Source organism: Gemmatimonas sp. (genome assembly GCF_041689975.1).
Classification (GTDB): Bacteria; Gemmatimonadota; Gemmatimonadetes; order Gemmatimonadales; family Gemmatimonadaceae; genus Gemmatimonas.
The window spans coordinates 1-20138 of sequence record NZ_JBDNFF010000020.1; the positions used below are offsets into that span (position 1 = coordinate 1).

A 20138-nucleotide genomic window follows, 5' to 3' on the forward strand; every position below is an offset into this window, starting at 1 on the left:
ACCAGCCACAGTTCGCCGACGCCGTGCGCGAGATACGTGGGACGCTTGCGATGCCGATCGCGACGCCGCGTGGACGGGCTGAGCACGTCGACCACCAACAGCGGTGGCGGCATTTCGCGCCACGACGGGTCGGCTGATTCCTGTGCGGCGTACAGGGCGAGATCCGGTTCCAGCCACGTCGTTTCGCTGATGTGCACACTTCGGGGCGCGAGCACCGTCCAGCCGGTGTGCGCGCGACACCACATGACGGTGAGTACCGTCAAGCGCATCGCACTGCGCTGAGGCCCCGTAGGCGACAGCGACGTCACGAGCAGCTCGCCGTGCAGTATCTCGTAGCGGTGCCCGTCGTCGGGGATGGCTTCGAGATCGGCCACGGTCCACACGGTGCGATCGGGGCTTGGGCATCGATACAATGGCGTATCTGGCATAGCCATACGGTCGGCTCGGCGCGTGGGTCTACGCATGGGGCGAACATCCGCCGAGGATACTATGATCATCCGGCTCATGCGTCGCCGAATCCTTGCGACCAGGATCATGCGAACGCGAACCCGCTCAAGTCGCTGGTCCGAAGATCTCGTCGGCCGTCACAACCATCGGCGGCAGCGCAGCGTCAGGCGCCCACGTCATGCTGTCGTGAGGGCTGCGGCTTCAGATCACGTCGCATCGGGCCGATCATGTCTGGTTTTGCCAAATGGTAAATACCGCATCATAATACCATTTACGAAAGACACGGCCACCATCGACTGCGCGGGACGCGTCGTTATCCCGAAGCTGCTGCGGGACGCCCTCCATCTCGAGGCGGGGGACACGCTCGAAGTCGAGACCGAGGGTGAGTACATCACCCTCCGACCCAAGCGCGCAGGGGCGACGGTGCAAAAGGAGCGAGGGGTGTGGGTGTTCCGCGCCGGCGGGGCCCCGCTTTCCAGCGAAGACGTGGAGCGCGCTCGCGCCGCCGTTCACGCGGACCGCCAGCTCGACATGGTAAAGTCGCTCACGTGACGGAGCTCCTCGATACGTCCGTATTGGTCGCCGTGTTCTACGGCGAACACGAACATCACGCGACAAGCATCGACCTCTTCCGCGCACTGAATCCGCGCACTGAATCCGCGCACTGAATCCGCGCACTGGATCCACAACGGCGCACTGCCTCGCCAAAACGTACTCCTTATTGACCGGAATGCCGAGGAAGAACCGCGTCAGTCCGGATACGGCACTGCTCTTCCTCGCCGATGTCGCAGAGCGGCTGTCGTTGGTGTCCCTCTCTTCGGCCGAGTACGCTAAAGCGCTCAACCGAGCGACCGCGGCCGGCACGATTGGCGGAGGGATATACGATGTGCTGATCACGCAGTGCGCGTTGAAGGTCAACGCGAGCGCACTCTACACGTGGAACGGGAAGCACTTCATACGGCAAAGACCGGACGTGTCCACGATCGTACGCAGGCCGTAGCCACCGCCTGTTGCCGACGGTGACAGCCGAAACCGATGTGTTTTTCTGAACGACGAAGCACCCAACCCTCTTCCGCCCCACCAAGCCACGCCGTCGCGCGCTCTTCTCCGCCGTGGTCCTCGCCGGCGTGACCGCCTGTAGCCAAGCCGAGTCACCGTAACCCACCGCCAATTGGCCCGGGTTCGTGACTCGATACATCGACAGTGCGCCGCTGCCCGAGCGCATGCACGCGTACGCACGCTACGCGCGTTCGGTCGTAAGCGCCGCCGCCAGCATCGAGGCCAACATGAGTGGGCCGCTACCGCAAGCGTTCATCGATCGTGCGCGCGGATACGCCCCTTGATCAACTAGAGCGGGTCGGTCGCGCGCACCTCGATCGCAACGTTGCCGCGATGCGCACCGAGTGCACGAAGTTTGCGCTTGGCAAAACGCTGCAGCAGTGCATGTCGCAGATGAACGCACACGAGCCAGCCGAGTCCACCCCCGACGCCGCGCGTCGTCAACTCACCGGGTTGCGTTGGTTCCTAGTGGACAAGAACATCGTGAGCATTCCCAGCAGCGAAGAAGTCAAGATCGGCGAGTCGCCGCCGGACATGCGCTGGAACTTCGCGTACATCAGTATTCCGGGACCGTACGAGAAGAACATGCCGTCCACGTTCGGCCACGTGTTCGTGGGCTATGCGTTCGCCGAAGGATGGGCGCACTACACCGAAGCGATGATGTGGGACGCGGGCCTCGGCGACGGTGACCCGAAAACGCACATCGGCCAACTCTCCAATGCGCTGCTGCGCAACGTGCGGTTTCTCGCGGCGATTGGCTTGCACACGGAAGGCATGACGATCGCGCAAGTCGAACGATTGTTCTTCGAAGACGGCTACCAGGACATGGCCACCGCCAAGCAGCAGGCGGCACGCGTTACGTTCGACCCCGAGTATCTGGACTACACGGTGGGCTAGCTGAGGATCATGGCGATGCGTTCAGAATGGGAGAAGACTCATGGGGGCCGCGCCGGATGGAAAGCGTTCCACGACCAATTCCTCACGTACGGCGGCCCGCCGATCCCGATGGTGCGGCACGCGATGCTCGGTAACGCGGGTCCACTGTTCAGTGAAGCGGTGAAGGAGAGCAAGTAGCGGCGCACCGGCACGCTACCAGAAGACTTCGACGCCAAGCTGCGTGAATGCCGCGTGGTTCGTGACGACGGCGGCACCGAGTGCTTGCCGAGTCGCACTTTGGTGGAGCTCTTTAAGGCGCTCGCCGCGCTGACTTACATCGCACGTTGCGGTACCTCCAACAATGCCGCACGAGCGTGCGTGGACAATCGCGAACTGTCGGCGTGCCAGAACACGAACGCGACGGTGTAGAGCAGCAGCGGCTGATCGATCGACGTCACACGCCCCGCGCTCCGGCGTCAGCGTCGGGGAGCGGCGCGAACGCGTCGCCGGTGAAGCGAATGGTGTCTTTGAAGCGCCAGGGGGTTGGTACTGGCACGAACGGACGTAGCTCGGCCAATGAGTGCCCGTTCACGCTTGTGACGTAGCCTTCACCTGAGGCCACGACCTCGCGCACCAAAGCGGCGTGCTTGGCTTTCGCCTCGTAGATGGGAATGGTTGGCACGAATGGTCGATTCATATAGACCTATTGCATCAGACAATTCAGCCCCTCCGTCACGGTGGCGCGATCGTGGTCGATTTCGGGGCCGCGAAGGCGCGGCACGGATCCATCAACACGGAGCTGACGTCGTTGGGATTCGTGCTCGGCACACCGGCGTACCTGGCCCGCACGCAAGCCGTGGACGAAGAGACCGGGCCCAGTGCCGATGTGCACGCGCTAAGCTGCGTTGCGTATGAGCTGGTCACTGATCCGCCACCGTTTTCCGGACGAGCTAAGCCGTCACTTCGGCTGATAGCGACGGATTATTGGCGCGTGGAATTTCGTGACGTGGACGCTCAAGCTCGAGAGTGCCGAGTTCTCACCCGCTTCAGTGCGGCATCACCCTGCCGTTTGTGCGCATCGATCCACCGCTCGGTGCGCTGATCGAGTACGTCGAACGGTCGCGGAAAGGCGTTCGGCGGAACGACTCCCATTTCGAGCCATGCGGTCAGAGAGGTGCCGATTCATGTTCTTCGCGTGTTGCTCAGCGTTCTCTGCGCCTCCGCGTCCTCTACGTGATCGGGTCAGCGGCCTGGTCGTCGCCGCCCCCCGGGAGTCGTGCGCGGCGTACGGTGCGCACAGGGCAGTGGAACTGATCACGCAGAGCACGCAGAGCACGCAGAGCACGCAGAGCACGCAGAGCACGCAGCGGCGCTCAGCTAAACCCGGTTGGATTTTCTCGTGACTACGCGCGCAACCCATTCCCTCGCAAATTCATCATCGAACGACACGACCTGGACACCTTCGAGATGTTCCGCCTGACTTCATAGCGCAAAAATCCGCGCAGAACTCGGCACTCTTGAACTCAAGGTTTGGACATCAATTTCGACTTCGGTAGGGACGAATTCGCATGGCGCGCCTTGCTCGTCCCGCCATTAGCTAATAGACGTAGCTAACCATGACTCACATATGAAACGCGTCACCATCCACACCGCCAAAACCACGTTGTCCCAGCTCCTGGCCGATGCGGAAGCCGGCGAAGAGGTGATCATTCAGCGCGGACAGGAGCCCATCGTCCGACTTGTGGCGCTGAAAGCGCCCGTGCGTCTGTTCGGAGCGCTCAAGGGTGAGGTGTTTACCACGGCCGCGTTTTTCGAGCCGATTCCGCCCGACGATCTCGACGCCTGGGAGCGCTGACTGTGCGCGTGCTTCTCGACACACACGCCCTGCTCTGGTGGCTCGCCGGCGATGAACAGCTCAGCGCGCGCGCCAGGCAAACCATCGCGCACCCGACGAACGATGTTTTCGTGAGCGCCGCGTCGGCCTGGGAGACCACGACGAAGCATCGCCTCGGCAAGCTGCCCGGTGCCGGCCCGCTCGCGGTGGATTTTCAGCGTGAGATCGAGCAGCAGGGCTTCGCGCCGTTGTCGATCAGCATCAGCCATGCACAGATAGCCGGGGGACTGACGGGAGAACATCGCGATCCCGTTGACCGCATGCTCATCGCCCAGGCTCGCGAGGAGAAGATGGCGCTCGTTTCCATCGAACGACTGTTCGACAGGTACGACGTGCGCCGCGTGTGGTGAACGGGTGGCGTCGACAAGCCCCGTACGTCACGCCACTATGCGCCATTGTATTGCTACCACACCGCCTCGGTGTAGAACGCGCGAATCGCGCGGTCGGACGACACTAACGTCGCGCGGTTCCGTTGAGCCGTGGCCACGATGATGCGATCAGCGGGATCACCGTGATCCCAATCGAGATCAATGACGTCGAGCCACGTGGCGAGATCGACGGCGAGGATGGACACGCTTTCCATCGCTTGCACGGTGGTGACGAAGTCATCGAATGACGAGCCGAGGTCGAGACGTCCCCGTCGCACCTTGATTCCGATTTCCCAGAACGACACGGCGCTTATCAACAGGCCGCGCGGCGGAGATGCGAGCGTGACGCGCGCGAGTCTCGACAGATGCGACGGATCGCACATCCACCAGATCAGCGCGGACGTATCGAGCATCACGGGAGCGGGCGGACGCTCGCGCAGCTTTCGCGTCGTCGCGGTCGACGCCGCGGGACGCTTTGGTCGACGATCAGGGGGCATCGCGAAGGGGCATGTGTCCCCACGGGTCCTTCCACTCGTCGATCGTAGGCTCGTCGGGGTCGCCCACGAATCGAACAGGACCGTAAGCTCGCGCCCGGAACTCGGCCAAAAGCTCAGCCGCCGGCCGCTTGTGCGGCATCGGCACCACTTGCAGTACGGGCTTGCCGTGATCCGTGACGACGAGCGGCTCGCCCGTTTCTTCGACCTGACGGAAGTACTCGAGCATGCGCGCCTTGAGCGCACTCTTGGATACCGTGACCATAGTCATACATATAGTCATTTTAGCGCTGATCTGCAACGGCGGCGCCTCGGGCCGGGGCGCGCTGTTCGATCCATCAACCGCAGTCGCAATACCCGCCCGCGTCAGAGCGGCGGCACGTCCTGCGCAATTCGTGACAGCGGCACAGCGAGGATCTTCTCGGTCAGCGGAAATGTCTCTGCGCCGCCGTGGACAACGTAGATGCGCTGTAGTCGGAGATCAGAGAGGGCCGAACGCATTGACGGCGTGACCGACGGCGATGACGTGCGCTTAAACTCGAATCTTACGCGCGTGCTGCCCCGTACGATGAGCAGATCGAGTTCGGCGCTCGCGTGCGTGCCCCAGAAGTACGCCTCACCGGAACGCGCACCGAGATGGTCGAGGTCGACGTCGATGGCGAAGCCCTCCCATGACGCACCCACTTTGGGGTGGGCTTGAAGGTCGCGCAGATTACGCACACCGAGCAGCGTATGCAGCAATTCCGTATCGCGCAGATACACCTTGGGTGCGCGTAGCTGCCGCTTGGACAGGTTCTCGTGCCATGGCGGAAGCTGCCGAACCATGAAGGTCTCGGTCAATACATCCAGATAGCGTTGCACCGTGGTGTGCGTTACGCCCAACGCGCGCGCCAACTCAGCACTGTTCCATGTCTGTGCATGGTAGTGCGCAATCAGCGTACGGAATCGACGCAGGGCCGGCGCGGGAATCCGTAGGCCGAACAGCGGGATGTCGCGCTCGATAAAGGTGCGAATGAACTGCTCGCGCCATTCATCGCTGGCGATGTCACTGCTTGCGAGGAACGACCGGGGAAACCCACCACGTACCCAACGTTTCGACGGCTGTGGGAGGCCGACCTCATCCGGGCGGAATCCGGACAGTTCGTGGTACGCGATGCGCTCGGCCAGTGTCTCCGCACCCTGTCGCAACAGCTCGGGTGCCGCGCTGCACAGCACCAGAAATCGGCGTCGCGCGGCCGGATCGTCAGCGAGGACCCGAAGAGTACGAAAGAGATCTGGCAGCAGATGGACTTCGCCACTCACAATCAGGCCGCGTAGGCCACTGAGCGCGAGCATCGGATCGGCAAGGCGCGCGCGATCGGCGGTACTCTCGAGATCGAAGAGCGTGCTAGTCCCGCGGCAACACCGTGACCCTGGCAAGATCCTGCGGGCGGGCAAGGACTTTTCCCATAGCGTATTCTGAGCGTTAATCGCTCGAATTCCGAGGTACTCATCCCACAACCTTCGTGCGCCAGCCGCCACGCCATCCGACGGCGCCAGCGGCTACCGCTTATCCGAAACGCTTGTCGACACCAATGGAATGAGCACGGAGGACCCGGCGAAACCCGCCACCTCGCAGGCCAGCATGCGAACGCGGATGGCGTATCGATCCTGGGCCGGCATGACGAAAGCCACGTCCATCGTCATGCCGGCCGCCATCAGGCGTTGGGCGCGAGCCGGCCGCTGCTGCGCTACCGGTAGCTCGGCCCCGTTTACGGCCAGCACGGTCCACTGCTGCACCACCTGCACGGTATCGGCTCCCAACTTCACCAGCGCGATACCCACGCGTTCGTTGCTGGGGATACTCGCGAAGCGGATGCGAGGCGGATGCGAGGCGCCACGCGGGCTCCATCACAATCGGCGCGGGCGCACGTTGCCCGTTAAAGGCCACTACGCCAGAGTCACTGGGGCCGCTCGCGGCCATGAGCACCACGTGATCGCGTTCGGGGTTGTACGACGCGGGATCGTCGAGCACGAGCAGCGCGCCGTACAGCCCCGACGCGAGTTCGCAGCCGGACTCGTCGTGCGTGTGGCAAATCGTCGTCAGCCCGACCTCGGTGAGACGTTCTTGCTACAGCGCATCCGTGACATCGTCACGGCCAATATTGTTGCGCTTGTGCAGTATCGCCCGAAGTACAACCACGTCAGCCGCGTCCTGAGCGCGTCCCGTTTGCTTCGACGCAATCAACTGCTCAATCGACGCCGTGGGAATGGGGATGCCGTCCACTGTAAACACGGCCATGTCGCGGCTCGCATCCGCCCATTGCACATTCCACGCGCGTGTGAGCACATCGACATTCGGCGTGTCACCGATCATGGTCACGCCGCGACGCAGGATCTCAGCGGCGGTGACATCACGCGCCGCGCCGAATGGAAGTTGGCTCAATGCGGCAAGCACGCGCTCAGCGTTTTGCACGGTCGGCTCGATCAGGATGTCCACGTCGCGTGTCGAGCGCGACGAACCCCAGAGCTGCATCGCCGTCGCGCCCACAATCACGTAGCGAGCATCAGCGGCATTGAGCAACGCGCACAGCTGCGCAACTCGTGTAGTTATGGCTGTCACCGGTTCGGCAGCGCCCGTCGCCATGCGGCGAAGTCGTCGTAGGTCGCGAAACGCAACGGCGTCTCGAGCGAGTCGACGTGTTCACGATCAATGGACAGCACGTCGCGCTCCTCGGCGTCACGGATGCGCTCCTGCGCGGTCAGCTGCAGATCACGCACGAGTTGCGCGTGCCTCGACGCGCCAAGCGCGGCCGACGGTTCCACCAACAATTCCGACCGCGCGACGTACTGGCGAAGCGCCTCGGCCACAATCCAGCTGCGTGACCGGTCTTGCGCGGCTGCCAAGCGGTCGGCGGCGGCGAGGTCGTCGGGCGGCAGCGTGATCGCGATGCGGGCGTACTTTGGAGCGCTCATACTGAATCATACCAGCCCTAGCGGCAGAAATCCAATTGAGCGTTCGGGCTACAAGATGTACTTCCGCAGATCCTCGTCTTCGCTGATCGCCTTCAGCCGATCCCGCACCATCACGGCGTCCACAATCACGGCGTCCTTCCCTCGATCCGGCAAGTCGAACAGCACATCCTCGAGTAGCGTCGTCATTACCGTGTGCAACCGACGCGCGCCGATGTTCTCCATGCGCTCGTTCACTCGCGTGGCCACGCGCGCCAGCTCGGCGATGCCGTCCGCTTTGAACTCCAACGACGCGCCTTCGGCCTCTACCAATGCCGCGTACTGCTTGGTGAGTGCGTTCTCGGGCTCCGTCATGATGCGCACGAAGTCCTGCTCGGTGAGTGGCTTGAGCTCCACGCGAATGGGGAAGCGTCCTTGTAATTCCGGAATCAGATCACTGGGCTTCGAAACGTGAAACGCACCGGCGGCGATGAACAGGATGTGATCGGTTTTCACGGTGCCGTACTTCGTCTGCACGTTCGACCCTTCCACGATGGGCAGCAGATCGCGCTGCACGCCTTCACGTGAAACATCGGGGCCCCCACCCTGCCCGCGCTCGCCAGCGATCTTGTCGATCTCGTCGAGGAAGATGATTCCCATTGCTTCGGTGCGCTCGAGCGCGTCCTCCGTGATGTCATCAAGATCGATCAGCTTCTCGAGTTCTTCGTCCAGCAAAATGCGGCGCGCCTCACTCACTTTCACGGTGCGCCGCTTCTTCTTCTTGGGCATCATGTCGCGGAACCACTCGGCTACACTTTCCATGCCCTCGTTGCCACCGGGTGTCATCATGCCGGGCATGCCAGGGCCCGACTGCGTGACTTCGAGTTCGACTTCACGGCCGTCGAGCTGCCCGTCGAGGAGCAACAACCGAAGCTTATCGCGCGTGCGCTTGTGACGCTCCATCGCCGCATCGTGCTCGGCCTTCACCTCGGGCGTGTCTCCGGTGGCGAGAGGCGGTACGGGCAACAGCAGCTCCAGCAGACGCTCGTCGACCTTCTCATTGGCAAGGTCTTCGATCTCCGACTCGCGCTCGGTGCGCACCATGTCGATCGCGCTCTCGATGAGATCGCGCACCATCGACTCCACATCACGCCCCACGTAGCCCACCTCGGTGAATTTCGACGCCTCCACTTTGGCGAACGGCGCGCCGGAGAGCTTGGCCAGACGTCGTGCGATCTCCGTTTTCCCGACACCGGTGGGACCGATGAGGATGATGTTATTCGGGGAGATCTCTTCACGGATCGCTTCCGGGGCCCGCTGGCGACGCCAGCGATTGCGCAGCGCAATAGCCACTGACTTCTTGGCGTCGGCCTGGCCGACGATGTAGCGATCCAGCTCCGCCACGATCTGGCGTGGCGTGAGGTCGGCGAGCCGAGCGATGGCCTGCTGCGTACGGGGAGAGGGCATGCCGAACGCTAACGATCGAGGTGGCGTTTGCGCATGTCCTTACCGCTCGATCAGGAGGCCCTTCACCGCGTTTCTTTGGGAATGCGACATAGCTTCATCTCTGTGATCATCGAATACCCAAAGGCGACCGACAACCCGAAGAAGAAGGAATCGGCTGGCGGGCCCTGATGGTACGAGCCTAGCTTCCACCATCGATGGTTCGGAACGGCATACGGCGTTTTCCATGCCGTGATATGCATGGTGCCCGAGTTGAAACGGCCGGCAGGAGCCCTGAGTCACCCAGTAGCTGTACGAACGTCCAGCGCTCGGCGCTCGGTCGCCATGAGCGTGTCGCCGGGTAGAGCAATCGCGGCTGGTGCGTCGAACTCATCGGGACCTTCACCACAGCGCCCGAACCGAGAGCGTACGGTGCGTCGATCTGCGGAAAATACCACAAACTCACACGTTCGGGGCGTCGAGACGACGAGCACACGATCGGAGACGGCGAGGGAGCCGATGATGCTCAGCCAACTAGCGCCCTCCTCGGAACCGAAGCGAGCAACTTCGCGAAGCTCAACGGTTCCGACTGGCGGCCGTACGAGTTGAGAGGGAGGCAGGTCGGCGAAGTGCCACGGGTTACGGCCCGTCCCGGTCGGCGGCATCGCGGTGTCGCGTGGCTCCGGTCCACAGCCGGCTAAAAGGACAAGCCCGATAGTGATGACGCGGGCCACGTCAGAGATACATCGTCCCCCGTATGGCGGAAGCACCGAGCGTTGCGCTCAGCGTGTTCACTGCGGTCCTGGTGCGCTCAGGCCCGCCGAATCCAGTCGCGGAAAGCCGTTCGAGATTCGCGCGTCCGGCTTGCACGTTCGCCGACCATGTTGCGCCCAACCCGAGGTTCGACGTGATCAGCCACTGCGCCCCAACCTCTGCGAACGCGCCGGCGGAATAGTCAGCGCGGGTCGACTCGAACGAGAACGGGGCGGAGATCGAGAAGGCGCCCGGGCCCTGCTCGCTGGATGCAGATCGCCGAGCACGCCCACGCCTACATGCCGCACCACGCGCGGCGCCAGGGTACCGTAGCGCCGCCACCCAAGACGTAGTTGCAAGGCGTCGGGGTCGCTCACGGTTTCGGATCTCGAGGGCGAATCGGAGTCGCCGCTTTGCCGAGTGAATCGCCCTTGCACGTCGATCAGCCACGCGCTGCGCGAGCTGGTGAACCGCAGTGCGCCGACCCCGCTGAAATCGGCCGCCGTGAACTCCGCGCCCCACTGGCCGTCGCGAAAGGGAAGACTGTCGACCTGCTGCGCCCCTGAGGGCGAGGGCACAGCCAACACCAAGCCCGCTACCAGCCCCACCTGCACACGGGCCCGTCGGCGGACCGGGCGGCTCCGGCATTGGAACCGCAGCGGGTTCGCGCTTCCCGGTCTTCCAGGCACTGCGCGAGGTAGCGGATGTGATCGCGTTCGATCAGCGCGGCACGGGACGGTCGAATGACATCGTCCCGTGCGTGCCACCGGGAGAGCCGTCATCACCGGTGATCATGACGCGTGATTCGGTCACCACGCAATTTCGTCGTGAACTCCAGGATTGTTTTGCGAAGTGGACGGCGGCTGGAGTGGCGATCGACGGATACACCACCCGCGAAAGCGCGGCGGACATCGATGCGCTTCGTCGCGCGCTTGGCGTCGAGCAGATCAGTCTGTGTGGAATCAGCTACGGCTCGCACCTCGGTCTCGCCACGCTCAAGTCTCACGGTGCAACGATTCATCGCGCCGTGTTCGCCGGGATCGAAGGACTGGATCAGACCGTGAAGCGGCCCGCAGTGTTCGACAGCCTGATCGGGCGTGTGCAACAACTCATCGACCGGGACTCAGCAGCACGGCAGGCCTATCCCGATTTCGCCGCCACGATGCGACGAGTGCACGCGCAGCTCAACGCCTCACCGGCCCGCGTGACGATTCCGGCCGTGGGTGGACGCCCCGAGACGGTCTTGATCTTCGATGCATTCCCCGTGCAAATACTGGTCGGTGGCATGATGGCCGATCCATCGGGTAGTGCGCAGGTTCCGCTGCTCTATCGAGCGTTGGCCGCTGGACGATACGAACAGATTGCCGCCATCCTGTGCCGCGAGTTCTGTACGCGGATCGGCGGCTACCGTGGGCTGCCGGAAGCGATGGACCTTGCCTCCGGGATTTCGGCAGCTCGTCTCGCGATGATTCGCCGCGAGGCGGTGACGGGCATGCTGGGCGACGCGATCAACTTTCCGATGCCGCACGTCGCGGGCATGCGACCATCGCTGGACCTCGGCGATGATTTCCGCGCACCGCTGCGGTCCGCCGTACCCACGTTGTTCATCTCCGGAACACTGGATGGCCGCACATCACCGACAGAGGCGCGTGAAGAGCTCAAGGGGCTCCGCAACGGAAAGCATCTGCTCGTCGAAAACGGTGGGCACAACATCTTCGAGGCGGATAAGCGCGTTGCGGATGCCGTGGTGGCGTTCTTCCGCGGGGCTGAGGTGCAGTCGATGATCCGACTGGAGCCGCCCGTGTTTCGGTTGCGCTGACCCGGATTTCGCACGAGGGTAGTGCATGAACGGCGCTACAGTAAGATGACGGTCGATCGCGACGCGATGGCACCGCGATGCATGTCGTGCTCGAGGAACGCGAGAAAGTGCTCTACCAACGGATCGCGGTGCTCGTCGACGTCCCACGCGTCGGGCGACCCGCTGGTGGGGACGCCGCAGGCCAGCGGCGACACGCTCACGGGCACGTTGCTGCTCAAGTTGCCGCCAGGCATGCCAGCAGAGGCCGAGCCGTCGCCGGTCAAGGGGACGCGGGTGAAGGGGTAGCGGAAGACGCTCCCTGCGCGCTACCCGCCGCAGTCTTCGAAACAAAGCGGACGCTGACCTGCTCGCCGACTGCCGCCGCTATGCGCTGCAACACAGAGGTCGAGTGCCCGCGGTATTCGGCGTGCTCCATGCGGGCGATGGCCGACTGGGCAGAATTGATCCGTTTCGCGAGCGCGGATTGGGTGAGGCCATGCCGTTTTCGCAGGGCATACACTTGCTCCGCGATGACCGCTGCGTCCGTCTCGGCGACTACGCGCTCGTCCCAGCCGGGGGTGTCCCCGAAACGAGACGACGAACATCGCCTATCATTAATCGCCATGCGTAACCGCCTGGACGCAAGACACTTCGCGAGCTTCGCGTGAACCGCGGTGCGTGCGGCGGCCTCGGAGCGGTCGGAAAGCCGGCTGGTTCGCGCGAAGCTCGCGGAGTACGCGAAGTGTCGCGAAGAAAGGCGAATTGATAGATGAGGGGATTGCGCGTTAGAACCGAATAGGCGCGTACACGTCGACGCGCCAACGTGCGCCGGACGCGAGCTCACGTGCGGCGTCGATGCGAATGGGCAGTCCGAACAGCGCCGCTCCGCCACCGACGCTGGTGCGCACGTTGCGATGCGCGCCGAGGTCGCGTCGATCCCCCGCCCATCCCGCGTCCCAGAAGAGGCCGGGCTGTAATCGCCCAGTCCGCGCCCACGTCAACTCACCGCGGCTCATCCAGTAGGCGTCGCCGCGCATCGAACCGGCCTTCAGTCCGCGCACGGTTTGCCATCCTCCGATGTTCCACCAGCGATGCACCGGTAGCGTTCCCGCGCTGGTGCCGCCGCTGATGGTGGCGGTGGCGCGCAGGGTGCGCGTGACCGCACGGTTGAGCGAGAGATCCGTGGCGGCGCGCACGTAGTCCCACGCGCCTGTAGCGGCTTCGATGCGCCACGCGGAGCCCAGTCGCCACCCTTCCTGTTCCACACCGCGCGCGGCCAACAGGCGCCACTGCACGCCGTACGACGCCCCTCGCGCATGGGGCAGCGTGTCGATCACCTCGCGGTCGAAGGTGCGGGACCGATCGATCAGCCACGGTAACGACACGGTACTCTGCGTACCCACGCCCTGCTGCCACTCGGCAAACAGTCGAAGCTCACGCCGATTCGCGCCCGCGCCGCGGCCGTTGTGACGCCACACCGCTTCGGCGCCGGCGGCACGCGAGTAGAACTGTTCGTCCTGTCCACTCACCAGATTTTGCAGCGATGAGAACGGTGTGAACGCGGCCCCGTAGTCGTCGGCCTGCACCAGTCGCCGATAACCCGCCACGCTGAAGTCGCTGCCACCGTTGGCACGCGTGGCGCTCCATTCGCCGTTGAGCTGTCGATCCCCAAGCGACCCGCGCGCATTGAGCTCCCAACGCCAGCCGGCGCCAAGCTGTTGCCGCACCGCACCGCCCACCGACAAGGCTTCGATGCGGTTGAATCGCAGATACTCCAACCCGGCATGGGCGGTGAGTGGCTGCGGGTTGAACTCGGCCTGCACGTCGAGCGCGAGCGCCTCGCGCGTAGCGTCATCCATGGTACTGGCGTACACCTCCGCGCGCGTGGCAAACAGGCCGCCCGACAGTTCGGGCGCGTTGGCCAGCTTCACCGAGTCACAGGGAATGGCGACGCGCGTGACGACGGCATCGCCAAGACGAGTACCGGTCTGATAGCGCACTCCGTCACGGCGACAATCCGCTGCCGCCTGGCGGTCCATTCTTGTGCCGTACTGTAAAAACGCACTGTCCAGAACGGCCCGCCGTCTGTTCCAGAGCACGCTGTCGGCGGACGTTCGCAACGCGCGGCGATCACGCCACAATTGCTGCCACGGTCCGTAGAGCGAATCGTACTCGGCCCGCAACACCAAGTTCTCGGCGGGGATCGTGGGCATCGTAGCGACCGCGTTGACGCTCCGATAGCGAAAGCCCTGCTCGATCGTGATCGTGGCTTCCAAGGGACCGGCGCGTACGGTGCCATCGACCCGCCGCACGCGCGGTAACCAGAAATGCGATTCGTGCAATCCGTACTCGAGCGTGACCGCCTGCAGCTCGGCCTTGAGCGGCTGCGCCAGCGCTTTGACGTACCAGGGCGGGCCCTTCTCGCCGGCATTGGCCACTTCGGTCCATACATCGTAGGGTACGGACAACCGGTACACGGCGCGCACCAACTGCATGCGATCCGTATCGAACCAGTACGATCCGACCGACAGGTTCCAGCGGGGCGCGCGCGGCCGGGTGCGCAGCTCCCGCAGCGTGATGCGACGGCCATCCTGGAGCGAGATGCTGGCGCTGTCGCCGAGTGTGAAGGTGTAGTAGGCCTCGCTGCCGGTGGCGAGCGGATGTACGAGGTCCGTGGTGTCGACTTCGGCGGCGCGGCCATTGGTTCCCCGCGGGCCGTTATTCGATGGTGTCCACAGGGCGTCCATGCCCGGATACCACGGAATGGGTACGAGCAGATCGCCGGTGGGATTAGGCAAGACGAAACTCGTACTGCGCTCGCGGCGTCGTCCGCTCAGCGCCACGTGTGCCCCGGCGGCGCGCGACCAGGTCACCTCACCGACGGTCTCGCGCCGCCCAAGAATCCGCTCGCGAGCCACCGCTGCAACGCTCCCGCCCGCCGTGACCCGTTCGTATGAGGTGGCCTTGTAACTCTCGAGCGTCGAGTCGACGCGAGAGCGCTCGAGTCGCGCACGCTCCACGAACGCACGTGTCTCGGGCGTCGCGAACGCGGACGAAAGCTCAGCAACCGTGGGTGGCCGACGACGAGACGGACGCGGCTGCTCGGCAGGCAACTCCTGCACGAGCAACGTGGCGAGCAGAAGCAGGGGTGATAGCATGGCCGGTATTACGCCGCACGCTCGACGATTGTTTCCGAGTCGGCACTCCCGGGGGAACCGACTCGGCTCGCGCTACACCGCTACTTACGCCGTGGGTTCGAGCACGGTGATGTTCGTGTTCGTGTAGATGCAGATCTCGCCGGCGATCGTGAGGGCTTTCAGCACGATCTCCGCCGGCGAAAGCGTGGTCTCGCGCACGAGCGCGCGCGCGGCCGCCTGCGCATAGGCACCGCCGGAGCCGATGGCGAGAATACCGTCATCGGGCTCAATGAGTTCGCCGTTGCCACTCAGCATGAAGCCGTGATCGACGTCGGTCACGATCAGCATGGCTTCGAGGCGACGGAGCACGCGATCGCTGCGCCATTCCTTGGCCAGCTCTACGGCGGCCTTGGGCAGATTGCCCGGGAAGCGATCGAGCTTTTCCTCGAACTTCTCGAAGAGCGTGATCGCGTCGGCCACGGAGCCGGCAAAGCCGGCGATCACGCGTCCGCCCTTGAGGGGACGGACCTTCACCGCCTGCGATTTGGCGATGGTATCGCCGACGGACACCTGCCCGTCGCCGCCAATGGCCACGCGTCCGTTGCGACGCACAGCCAGAATGGTGGTAGCTCGGATGATTGGGAGAGGCATATTTGAGGAATGTACCCCATTACCTACGACGACGTACTCGCCGCTCGCGCCCGGCTACGCCCGTTTCTGGACCCGTCCCCAGTCCGGCACTACCCACCACTGGACGAGCTCGTGGGGCACGGCATCCGCGTACTCGTGAAACACGAGAATCACCTGCCCACGGGCAGCTTCAAGGTGCGCAACGGCACGTCGTCGATCACCGCCCTTTCCGACGACGAAGCGCGTCGCGGCGTGATCGCTGCCACCACGGGCAACCACGGCCTTGGCCTCGCCTGGTCAGGCGCCCAGCGCGGCGTGTCAGTGACCATCTGCGTGCCGCGCGGCAACAACCCCGAAAAGAGCGCGGCGATTCGCGGACTCGGGGCCACCCTCATCGAGGTGGGCGATCGGTACGACGACACGGTCGCCGCCTGTCGCGAGTTGGCGGAACGTGACGGGAAGACGTTGGTGCACTCGACGAATCACCACGAGGTGATCGCCGGCGCGGCCACGATGACGGCGGAATTTCTGGAGCAGGCGCCGACGCTCGACGCGATCATCATTGCGCTGGGTGGTGGATCGCAGGCGGTGGGTGCGGCGGTGGTCCGTGACGCGCTCAAACCGAATCTCGAGGTATACGCGGTGCAAAGCATCGGGGCGTCAGCGCAGCATGATGCCTGGCACGACGGCGTGCCGCGCGCGGGCGCGTCGGTGCATACGTTCGCCGAGGGGATCGCAACGGGTTCGACCTACGCGCTCACGTTCCCCGCCCTGCGTGCCGGGCTCGAGGAGTTCGTAGTGGTGAGCGACGCGGCGATCGCGCAGTGCGTGCGGGATTTGTGGCGGATCACGCACAACCTGGCCGAGGGGTCGGGAGCGACGGGGCTGGCCGGCCTGCATCTGCTGGCGCCGCGACTCGCTGGGCGCACGGTCGGCATTGTTCTGTGCGGAGGCAATCTCGACGCGGCTCGCGCTGCTATTGTCTTGTCCGGAGGCACGCCCGAGTGAGCTTTGCGTTGTGTGCTTGCGGAGAGGTGGTGGTCCGGCAGTGTGCCACCCTTTCGTCGCTTCCTGCGGGCGGGACGCGTGGGTGCGCCGCGCAGCTGAGGCGCGGCCGCCCGCAGAGGCGGCTGCAGGGAGGCACACCGCCGACGTACCGTGGGGCGGGATCAGCACAACACGCCGGAGGTGAGGCGTCCCGGCGAAGCGATCGTGGCGCGCGGACCGCGTCGCCGTGATTTCTGACGCGATTGGTGGCAAGCAGCGTAGTTCCCAGCGCTTGCCCTCCCCCCGTAACCGCGCGCCGGATTCCCGCGCGAGGGCGTGTCCCGCGCCAAACAACGCGGGCGTAGTGTCCGGGCATCTGTGTGTAGCCGCTGGCCCCGTGGGGCTCCACGGCGGCTCTCTGCGGGGGGCGGCACGTTCCCGCGCGGCGCTCCCAAGCCCTCCCCCCGCAGGAAAGCCGACGAGGAGATCCCCACGAGGCGACGCGGCGTACGCGCCAGCCCAGCAACCGCGCGCACCACGACCCCAGCCGTAAGCACACCACCACCACCGCACGAACAGCTCAAGCGCGCGGGTGCGCCTGCCGATAGACTTTCTTGAGGCGTTCGACACTTGTGTGCGTGTAGATCTGCGTCGTGCTGATGCTGGCGTGCCCAAGCAGCTCCTGCACGGCGCGCAGGTCCGCACCACCGTCCACCAAGTGCGTGGCGAACGAGTGTCGCAATGAGTGCGTGCTGAGCCCGGCCCCTTCGTCGACAGCAGAGAGTAGTCCGACGATGGCGTGCTGAATAGCCCGCGGACTCATGCGCCCGCCGCGCTCGCTGAGGAACACCGCGCTGCGCGCGAGCTTCGCGTTACTCTCCTTCACTTTCGCGAGCAACGTATCTCGCTTCACAAGATAGTTGCGCAGCGCGCGCTGCGCGTGATCGCCGACGGGCACGATGCGCTCCTTGCGACCTTTGCCTCGCACCTTCACCTGTTGCACGACGAGATCGAGATCACCAAGGTCGATGCCGCGCAGTTCGGAAAGTCGGAGACCGCTCGAGTAGAACAACTCGAGCATCGCCAGGTTACGCACGTCGGTGAACTCGAGACTCATCGCGCGCGTGGCGGCGTGCTCGAGCAGCGTTTCAGCCTGCCGCTTGTCGAGATACGCCGGTAACGTGCGCGGTAGGCGCGGAGACGAAACCGCGCGCGCGGGGTTCACGTCGACCCGTTCATCGCGATGCATCCAGCGATAGAAACTGCGCACGGCGGACAGCTGACGCGCAACCGAGCGCTTGGCCAGACCACGGCGTGTGCAATACGCCATGAAGCCGCGAATGTCGGTGCGTCCGAGCGCGTTCCACTGCCATCCATCGATGCCGTGCGTGCTCGCGAGCCACGTGGAGAACTCCCGCAGGTCACGCGTATAAGCCGATATCGTATTCGGCGAGAGGTCGCGCTCCTTGGCGAGATGCACAAGAAACTCGTCGATCTCGGCGGGGCGTGCCGTTCGGGGCAGGCCCGTTGTCGGCAGCGCGACGCCGTCACTCACGGGCGTATCATGCGCGAAGAACCGTCGGAATGATGCCAGCCTCGTCACGCCACGCCGACATGGCGGTGAGCGCACGTTCGGCGAACAGCTCGCGCTTCTTCGCTTTGTCCTTCAACAGCTTCGGCGCGACGCCTTCGAGATCGTCCAGCAATCCGAAGTTCGCGTTCATCGGCTGGAAGTGCTTCGGGTCGGCTTCGCGCATGTAGCGATACAGCGCGCCCATCATCGTGCTGGGCGGTGGTACCACCGGCTCGCCACCGGAGATCTGTCGCGCGAGGTTGATGCCGGCCAACAGACCGGTCGCACTGCTTTCGGTATAGCCCTCGACGCCGGTGATCTGTCCGGCGAACATCAACTGCGGCGCATCGCGCAAAGACAAATGCGGAGACAGTGCCGCCGGCGCGTTCACATACGAGTTGCGATGAATGGAGCCAAACCGCAGGAACTCCGCGTCGGCGAGCGCGGGGATCATGCGAAACACGCGCGCCTGCTCAGGAATGCGCAACCGCGTCTGGAAGCCAACCAGATTCCACATGCGACCGCCGCGGTCTTCCATGCGTAATTGCACGACGGCGTGGGGACGCGACGTGGAGCGCGGGTCCTGCAGCCCGATGGGCTTCATCGGCCCGAAGCGCAACGACTCCCGCCCACGCCGCGCCATTTCCTCGATGGGCATACACCCTTCGAAGTACGGCACTTTGTCGAACTCGTGCGAGGTAAACTGGTCGGCCGTCGTAAGCGCGTCGATGAATGCTTCGTACTCGTCACGTGTGAACGCGCAGTTGAGATAGGCGCCTTCGTCACCGGCGCCGTCCATCGTTTCCTTGCCCCAGCGCGAGGCGCGGAAGGCGATGCTCTGGTCGACCGATTCCAGCGAAACCACCGGCGCGATGGCATCGTAAAACGCCAGCGACTCGACGCCGAGTCGCGCGCGGATGGCGTCGGCGAGCGCGTCGGAGGTGAGCGGACCAGTCGCGATGATACCCACGTCGGGAAGCGACGTGACTTCTTCGCGCGACACACGAATGCGCGGATGGGCATGTACACGATCGTGTACGTGCTGTGAGAAAATCTCGCGATCGACGGTCAGCGCCGAACCACCGGGCACGCGCGACTGATCGGCGCAGTCGAGGATGAGCGAACCGAGCTGACGCATCTCGGCCTTGAGCAAGCCGTGCGCGTTGGTAGTTTCGGTGCTCTTGAACGTATTGGAGCAGACGAGCTCACCGAGCTTCTCCGTACGATGCGCGGCTGTGCCGCGTACGGGGCGCATTTCATGTACCACGACGGAATGACCGCGCTCGGCCAGCTGCCATGCCGCTTCACTTCCGGCGAGCCCGCCGCCGATCACATGCACTTCGTTGGATGCCATGACTGTAGTCTAACGTCTTTGCGCTTCGACGACTCGGCGGCGCTAGTATGGTGCGTACGCTCGTGCGGCATCGGGGAGCACCCCTTCGCCGCTTGCTGCGCGTGCGGGCCGGGCCCGGCGCAGGACTGCTGCATCGCGGCGCCCACGCTGAGGCGGCGGCGGGGCGTCCCCGTGCCGAACGAACTACACGGGCGGGAGTGGTGCGCGCGGTCGCGGCGCCGGAGTGCCGAGGGCGCGGTAAACGCATGGCGGAGGTACGGGCGCGGGGCGGCGGCAGTCGCGCCGGAAGCGACGCCGCTTGGCAGAGGCTCGCGCGGACGAAGGGAGCGCGCGCACTTTGCCGCCACGACAGTCGCCGTGGAGCGCGTAGTCCTAGCCGTCGACGAGGCACCCC

25 protein-coding genes are annotated in these 20138 nt (G+C 64.6%); 9 read left to right on the plus strand and 16 right to left on the minus strand.

All coding sequences use genetic code 11. The features are described from left to right. Positions 1 to 434, minus strand: a 434-nt coding sequence (locus ACESNG_RS01215) for a Uma2 family endonuclease (protein WP_373067402.1), incomplete at its 3' end; no start/stop codon positions are given. 250 nt (positions 435 to 684) lie between these two features. Here ACESNG_RS01215 and ACESNG_RS01220 point away from each other — a divergent pair. The 5 genes from ACESNG_RS01220 (at position 685) to ACESNG_RS01240 (ending at position 2580) form a co-directional block, all read left to right on the plus strand. After that, entirely contained in the window at positions 685 to 999 is a 315-nt protein-coding gene (locus tag ACESNG_RS01220) for an AbrB/MazE/SpoVT family DNA-binding domain-containing protein (RefSeq protein WP_373063112.1), read from the plus strand. Positions 1000 to 1177: 178 nt separating this feature from the next. Then, the gene (locus tag ACESNG_RS01225) at positions 1178 to 1447 is read left to right on the plus strand and encodes a hypothetical protein (protein WP_373063110.1); all 270 of its coding nucleotides are present in this window, start codon (positions 1178 to 1180) and stop codon (positions 1445 to 1447) included. A gap of 184 nt (positions 1448 to 1631) precedes the next feature. Then, positions 1632 to 1790, plus strand: a complete 159-nt coding sequence (locus ACESNG_RS01230) for a hypothetical protein (protein ID WP_373063108.1) — start codon at positions 1632 to 1634, stop codon at positions 1788 to 1790. Further along, positions 1768 to 2403: a DUF885 family protein gene (locus ACESNG_RS01235; RefSeq protein ID WP_373067405.1), complete on the plus strand. Its 636-nt coding sequence runs from the start codon at positions 1768 to 1770 to the stop codon at positions 2401 to 2403. The genes ACESNG_RS01230 and ACESNG_RS01235 overlap by 23 nt, the downstream gene beginning before the upstream one ends. Positions 2404 to 2412: 9 nt before the next feature. Next, entirely contained in the window at positions 2413 to 2580 is a 168-nt protein-coding gene (locus ACESNG_RS01240; protein ID WP_373063104.1) for a hypothetical protein, read from the plus strand. 134 nt (positions 2581 to 2714) lie between these two features. Here ACESNG_RS01240 and ACESNG_RS01245 read toward each other — a convergent pair whose 3' ends face one another. Together ACESNG_RS01245 and ACESNG_RS01250 are read right to left on the minus strand one after the other, a co-directional pair. After that, positions 2715 to 2840 carry a hypothetical protein gene (locus tag ACESNG_RS01245; protein ID WP_373063102.1) on the minus strand — a complete coding sequence of 42 codons (126 nt, stop codon included), beginning with the start codon at positions 2838 to 2840 and terminating at the stop codon, positions 2715 to 2717. Then, positions 2837 to 3079 (minus strand): hypothetical protein, encoded by a 243-nt coding sequence (locus ACESNG_RS01250; protein ID WP_373063100.1) that lies wholly within the window; start codon positions 3077 to 3079, stop codon positions 2837 to 2839. The genes ACESNG_RS01245 and ACESNG_RS01250 overlap by 4 nt, the downstream gene beginning before the upstream one ends. A gap of 930 nt (positions 3080 to 4009) precedes the next feature. On the opposite strand from ACESNG_RS01250, the gene ACESNG_RS01255 reads away from it, so the two are divergent. Next, positions 4010 to 4237, plus strand: coding sequence for a type II toxin-antitoxin system Phd/YefM family antitoxin (locus tag ACESNG_RS01255; protein ID WP_373063098.1), 228 nt, complete (start codon positions 4010 to 4012; stop codon positions 4235 to 4237). Positions 4238 to 4239: 2 nt separating this feature from the next. Continuing rightward, on the plus strand, positions 4240 to 4626 hold the full coding sequence (locus tag ACESNG_RS01260) for a type II toxin-antitoxin system VapC family toxin (protein WP_373063096.1): 387 nt from the start codon (positions 4240 to 4242) through the stop codon (positions 4624 to 4626). Positions 4627 to 4679: 53 nt separating this feature from the next. Here ACESNG_RS01260 and ACESNG_RS01265 read toward each other — a convergent pair whose 3' ends face one another. From ACESNG_RS01265 to hslU, 7 genes are all read right to left on the minus strand, one after another. Then, positions 4680 to 5057, minus strand: a complete 378-nt coding sequence (locus tag ACESNG_RS01265; protein WP_373063094.1) for a type II toxin-antitoxin system VapC family toxin — start codon at positions 5055 to 5057, stop codon at positions 4680 to 4682. A 73-nt stretch (positions 5058 to 5130) separates the two neighbouring features. Then, positions 5131 to 5409 carry a type II toxin-antitoxin system Phd/YefM family antitoxin gene (locus ACESNG_RS01270; protein WP_373063092.1) on the minus strand — a complete coding sequence of 93 codons (279 nt, stop codon included), beginning with the start codon at positions 5407 to 5409 and terminating at the stop codon, positions 5131 to 5133. Between the two features lie 95 nt (positions 5410 to 5504). After that, positions 5505 to 6440, minus strand: a complete 936-nt coding sequence (locus ACESNG_RS01275) for an ATP-binding protein (RefSeq protein ID WP_373067407.1) — start codon at positions 6438 to 6440, stop codon at positions 5505 to 5507. Positions 6441 to 6680: 240 nt separating this feature from the next. Next, positions 6681 to 6962 carry a hypothetical protein gene (locus ACESNG_RS01280; protein WP_373063088.1) on the minus strand — a complete coding sequence of 94 codons (282 nt, stop codon included), beginning with the start codon at positions 6960 to 6962 and terminating at the stop codon, positions 6681 to 6683. A gap of 286 nt (positions 6963 to 7248) precedes the next feature. Beyond that, a complete protein-coding gene (locus ACESNG_RS01285; RefSeq protein ID WP_373063086.1) occupies positions 7249 to 7764 on the minus strand; it encodes a hypothetical protein in 516 nt (171 codons plus the stop codon). Next, entirely contained in the window at positions 7737 to 8093 is a 357-nt protein-coding gene (locus ACESNG_RS01290; RefSeq protein WP_373063084.1) for a ribbon-helix-helix protein, CopG family, read from the minus strand. The genes ACESNG_RS01285 and ACESNG_RS01290 overlap by 28 nt, the downstream gene beginning before the upstream one ends. A 48-nt stretch (positions 8094 to 8141) precedes the next feature. After that, positions 8142 to 9536 carry an ATP-dependent protease ATPase subunit HslU gene (gene hslU / locus ACESNG_RS01295; RefSeq protein WP_373063082.1) on the minus strand — a complete coding sequence of 465 codons (1395 nt, stop codon included), beginning with the start codon at positions 9534 to 9536 and terminating at the stop codon, positions 8142 to 8144. Between the two features lie 1375 nt (positions 9537 to 10911). Here hslU and ACESNG_RS01300 point away from each other — a divergent pair. Beyond that, complete coding sequence (locus ACESNG_RS01300; protein WP_373067424.1) at positions 10912 to 12084, plus strand: alpha/beta hydrolase; 1173 nt, start codon at positions 10912 to 10914, stop codon at positions 12082 to 12084. A 35-nt stretch (positions 12085 to 12119) separates the two neighbouring features. Here ACESNG_RS01300 and ACESNG_RS01305 read toward each other — a convergent pair whose 3' ends face one another. The 4 genes from ACESNG_RS01305 to hslV form a co-directional block, all read right to left on the minus strand. Continuing rightward, positions 12120 to 12347, minus strand: coding sequence for a hypothetical protein (locus ACESNG_RS01305; protein ID WP_373063080.1), 228 nt, complete (start codon positions 12345 to 12347; stop codon positions 12120 to 12122). Further along, positions 12344 to 12688, minus strand: a complete 345-nt coding sequence (locus ACESNG_RS01310) for a helix-turn-helix domain-containing protein (protein ID WP_373063078.1) — start codon at positions 12686 to 12688, stop codon at positions 12344 to 12346. The genes ACESNG_RS01305 and ACESNG_RS01310 overlap by 4 nt, the downstream gene beginning before the upstream one ends. A 160-nt stretch (positions 12689 to 12848) precedes the next feature. Then, on the minus strand, positions 12849 to 15221 hold the full coding sequence (locus ACESNG_RS01315; RefSeq protein WP_373063076.1) for a ShlB/FhaC/HecB family hemolysin secretion/activation protein: 2373 nt from the start codon (positions 15219 to 15221) through the stop codon (positions 12849 to 12851). Positions 15222 to 15305: 84 nt separating this feature from the next. Further along, positions 15306 to 15851 carry an ATP-dependent protease subunit HslV gene (gene hslV, locus ACESNG_RS01320; protein WP_373063074.1) on the minus strand — a complete coding sequence of 182 codons (546 nt, stop codon included), beginning with the start codon at positions 15849 to 15851 and terminating at the stop codon, positions 15306 to 15308. Positions 15852 to 15860: 9 nt separating this feature from the next. Between hslV and ACESNG_RS01325 the strand changes: the two genes are divergently transcribed. After that, positions 15861 to 16838, plus strand: a complete 978-nt coding sequence (locus tag ACESNG_RS01325; RefSeq protein WP_373063072.1) for a threonine/serine dehydratase — start codon at positions 15861 to 15863, stop codon at positions 16836 to 16838. 559 nt (positions 16839 to 17397) lie between these two features. Here the strand turns inward: ACESNG_RS01325 and ACESNG_RS01330 are convergent. After that, complete coding sequence (locus ACESNG_RS01330; protein ID WP_373063070.1) at positions 17398 to 18372, minus strand: tyrosine recombinase XerC; 975 nt, start codon at positions 18370 to 18372, stop codon at positions 17398 to 17400. Positions 18373 to 18379: 7 nt separating this feature from the next. After that, positions 18380 to 19744 (minus strand): methylenetetrahydrofolate--tRNA-(uracil(54)-C(5))-methyltransferase (FADH(2)-oxidizing) TrmFO, encoded by a 1365-nt coding sequence (gene trmFO / locus ACESNG_RS01335; RefSeq protein ID WP_373063068.1) that lies wholly within the window; start codon positions 19742 to 19744, stop codon positions 18380 to 18382. Positions 19745 to 20138 lie beyond the last annotated feature (394 nt).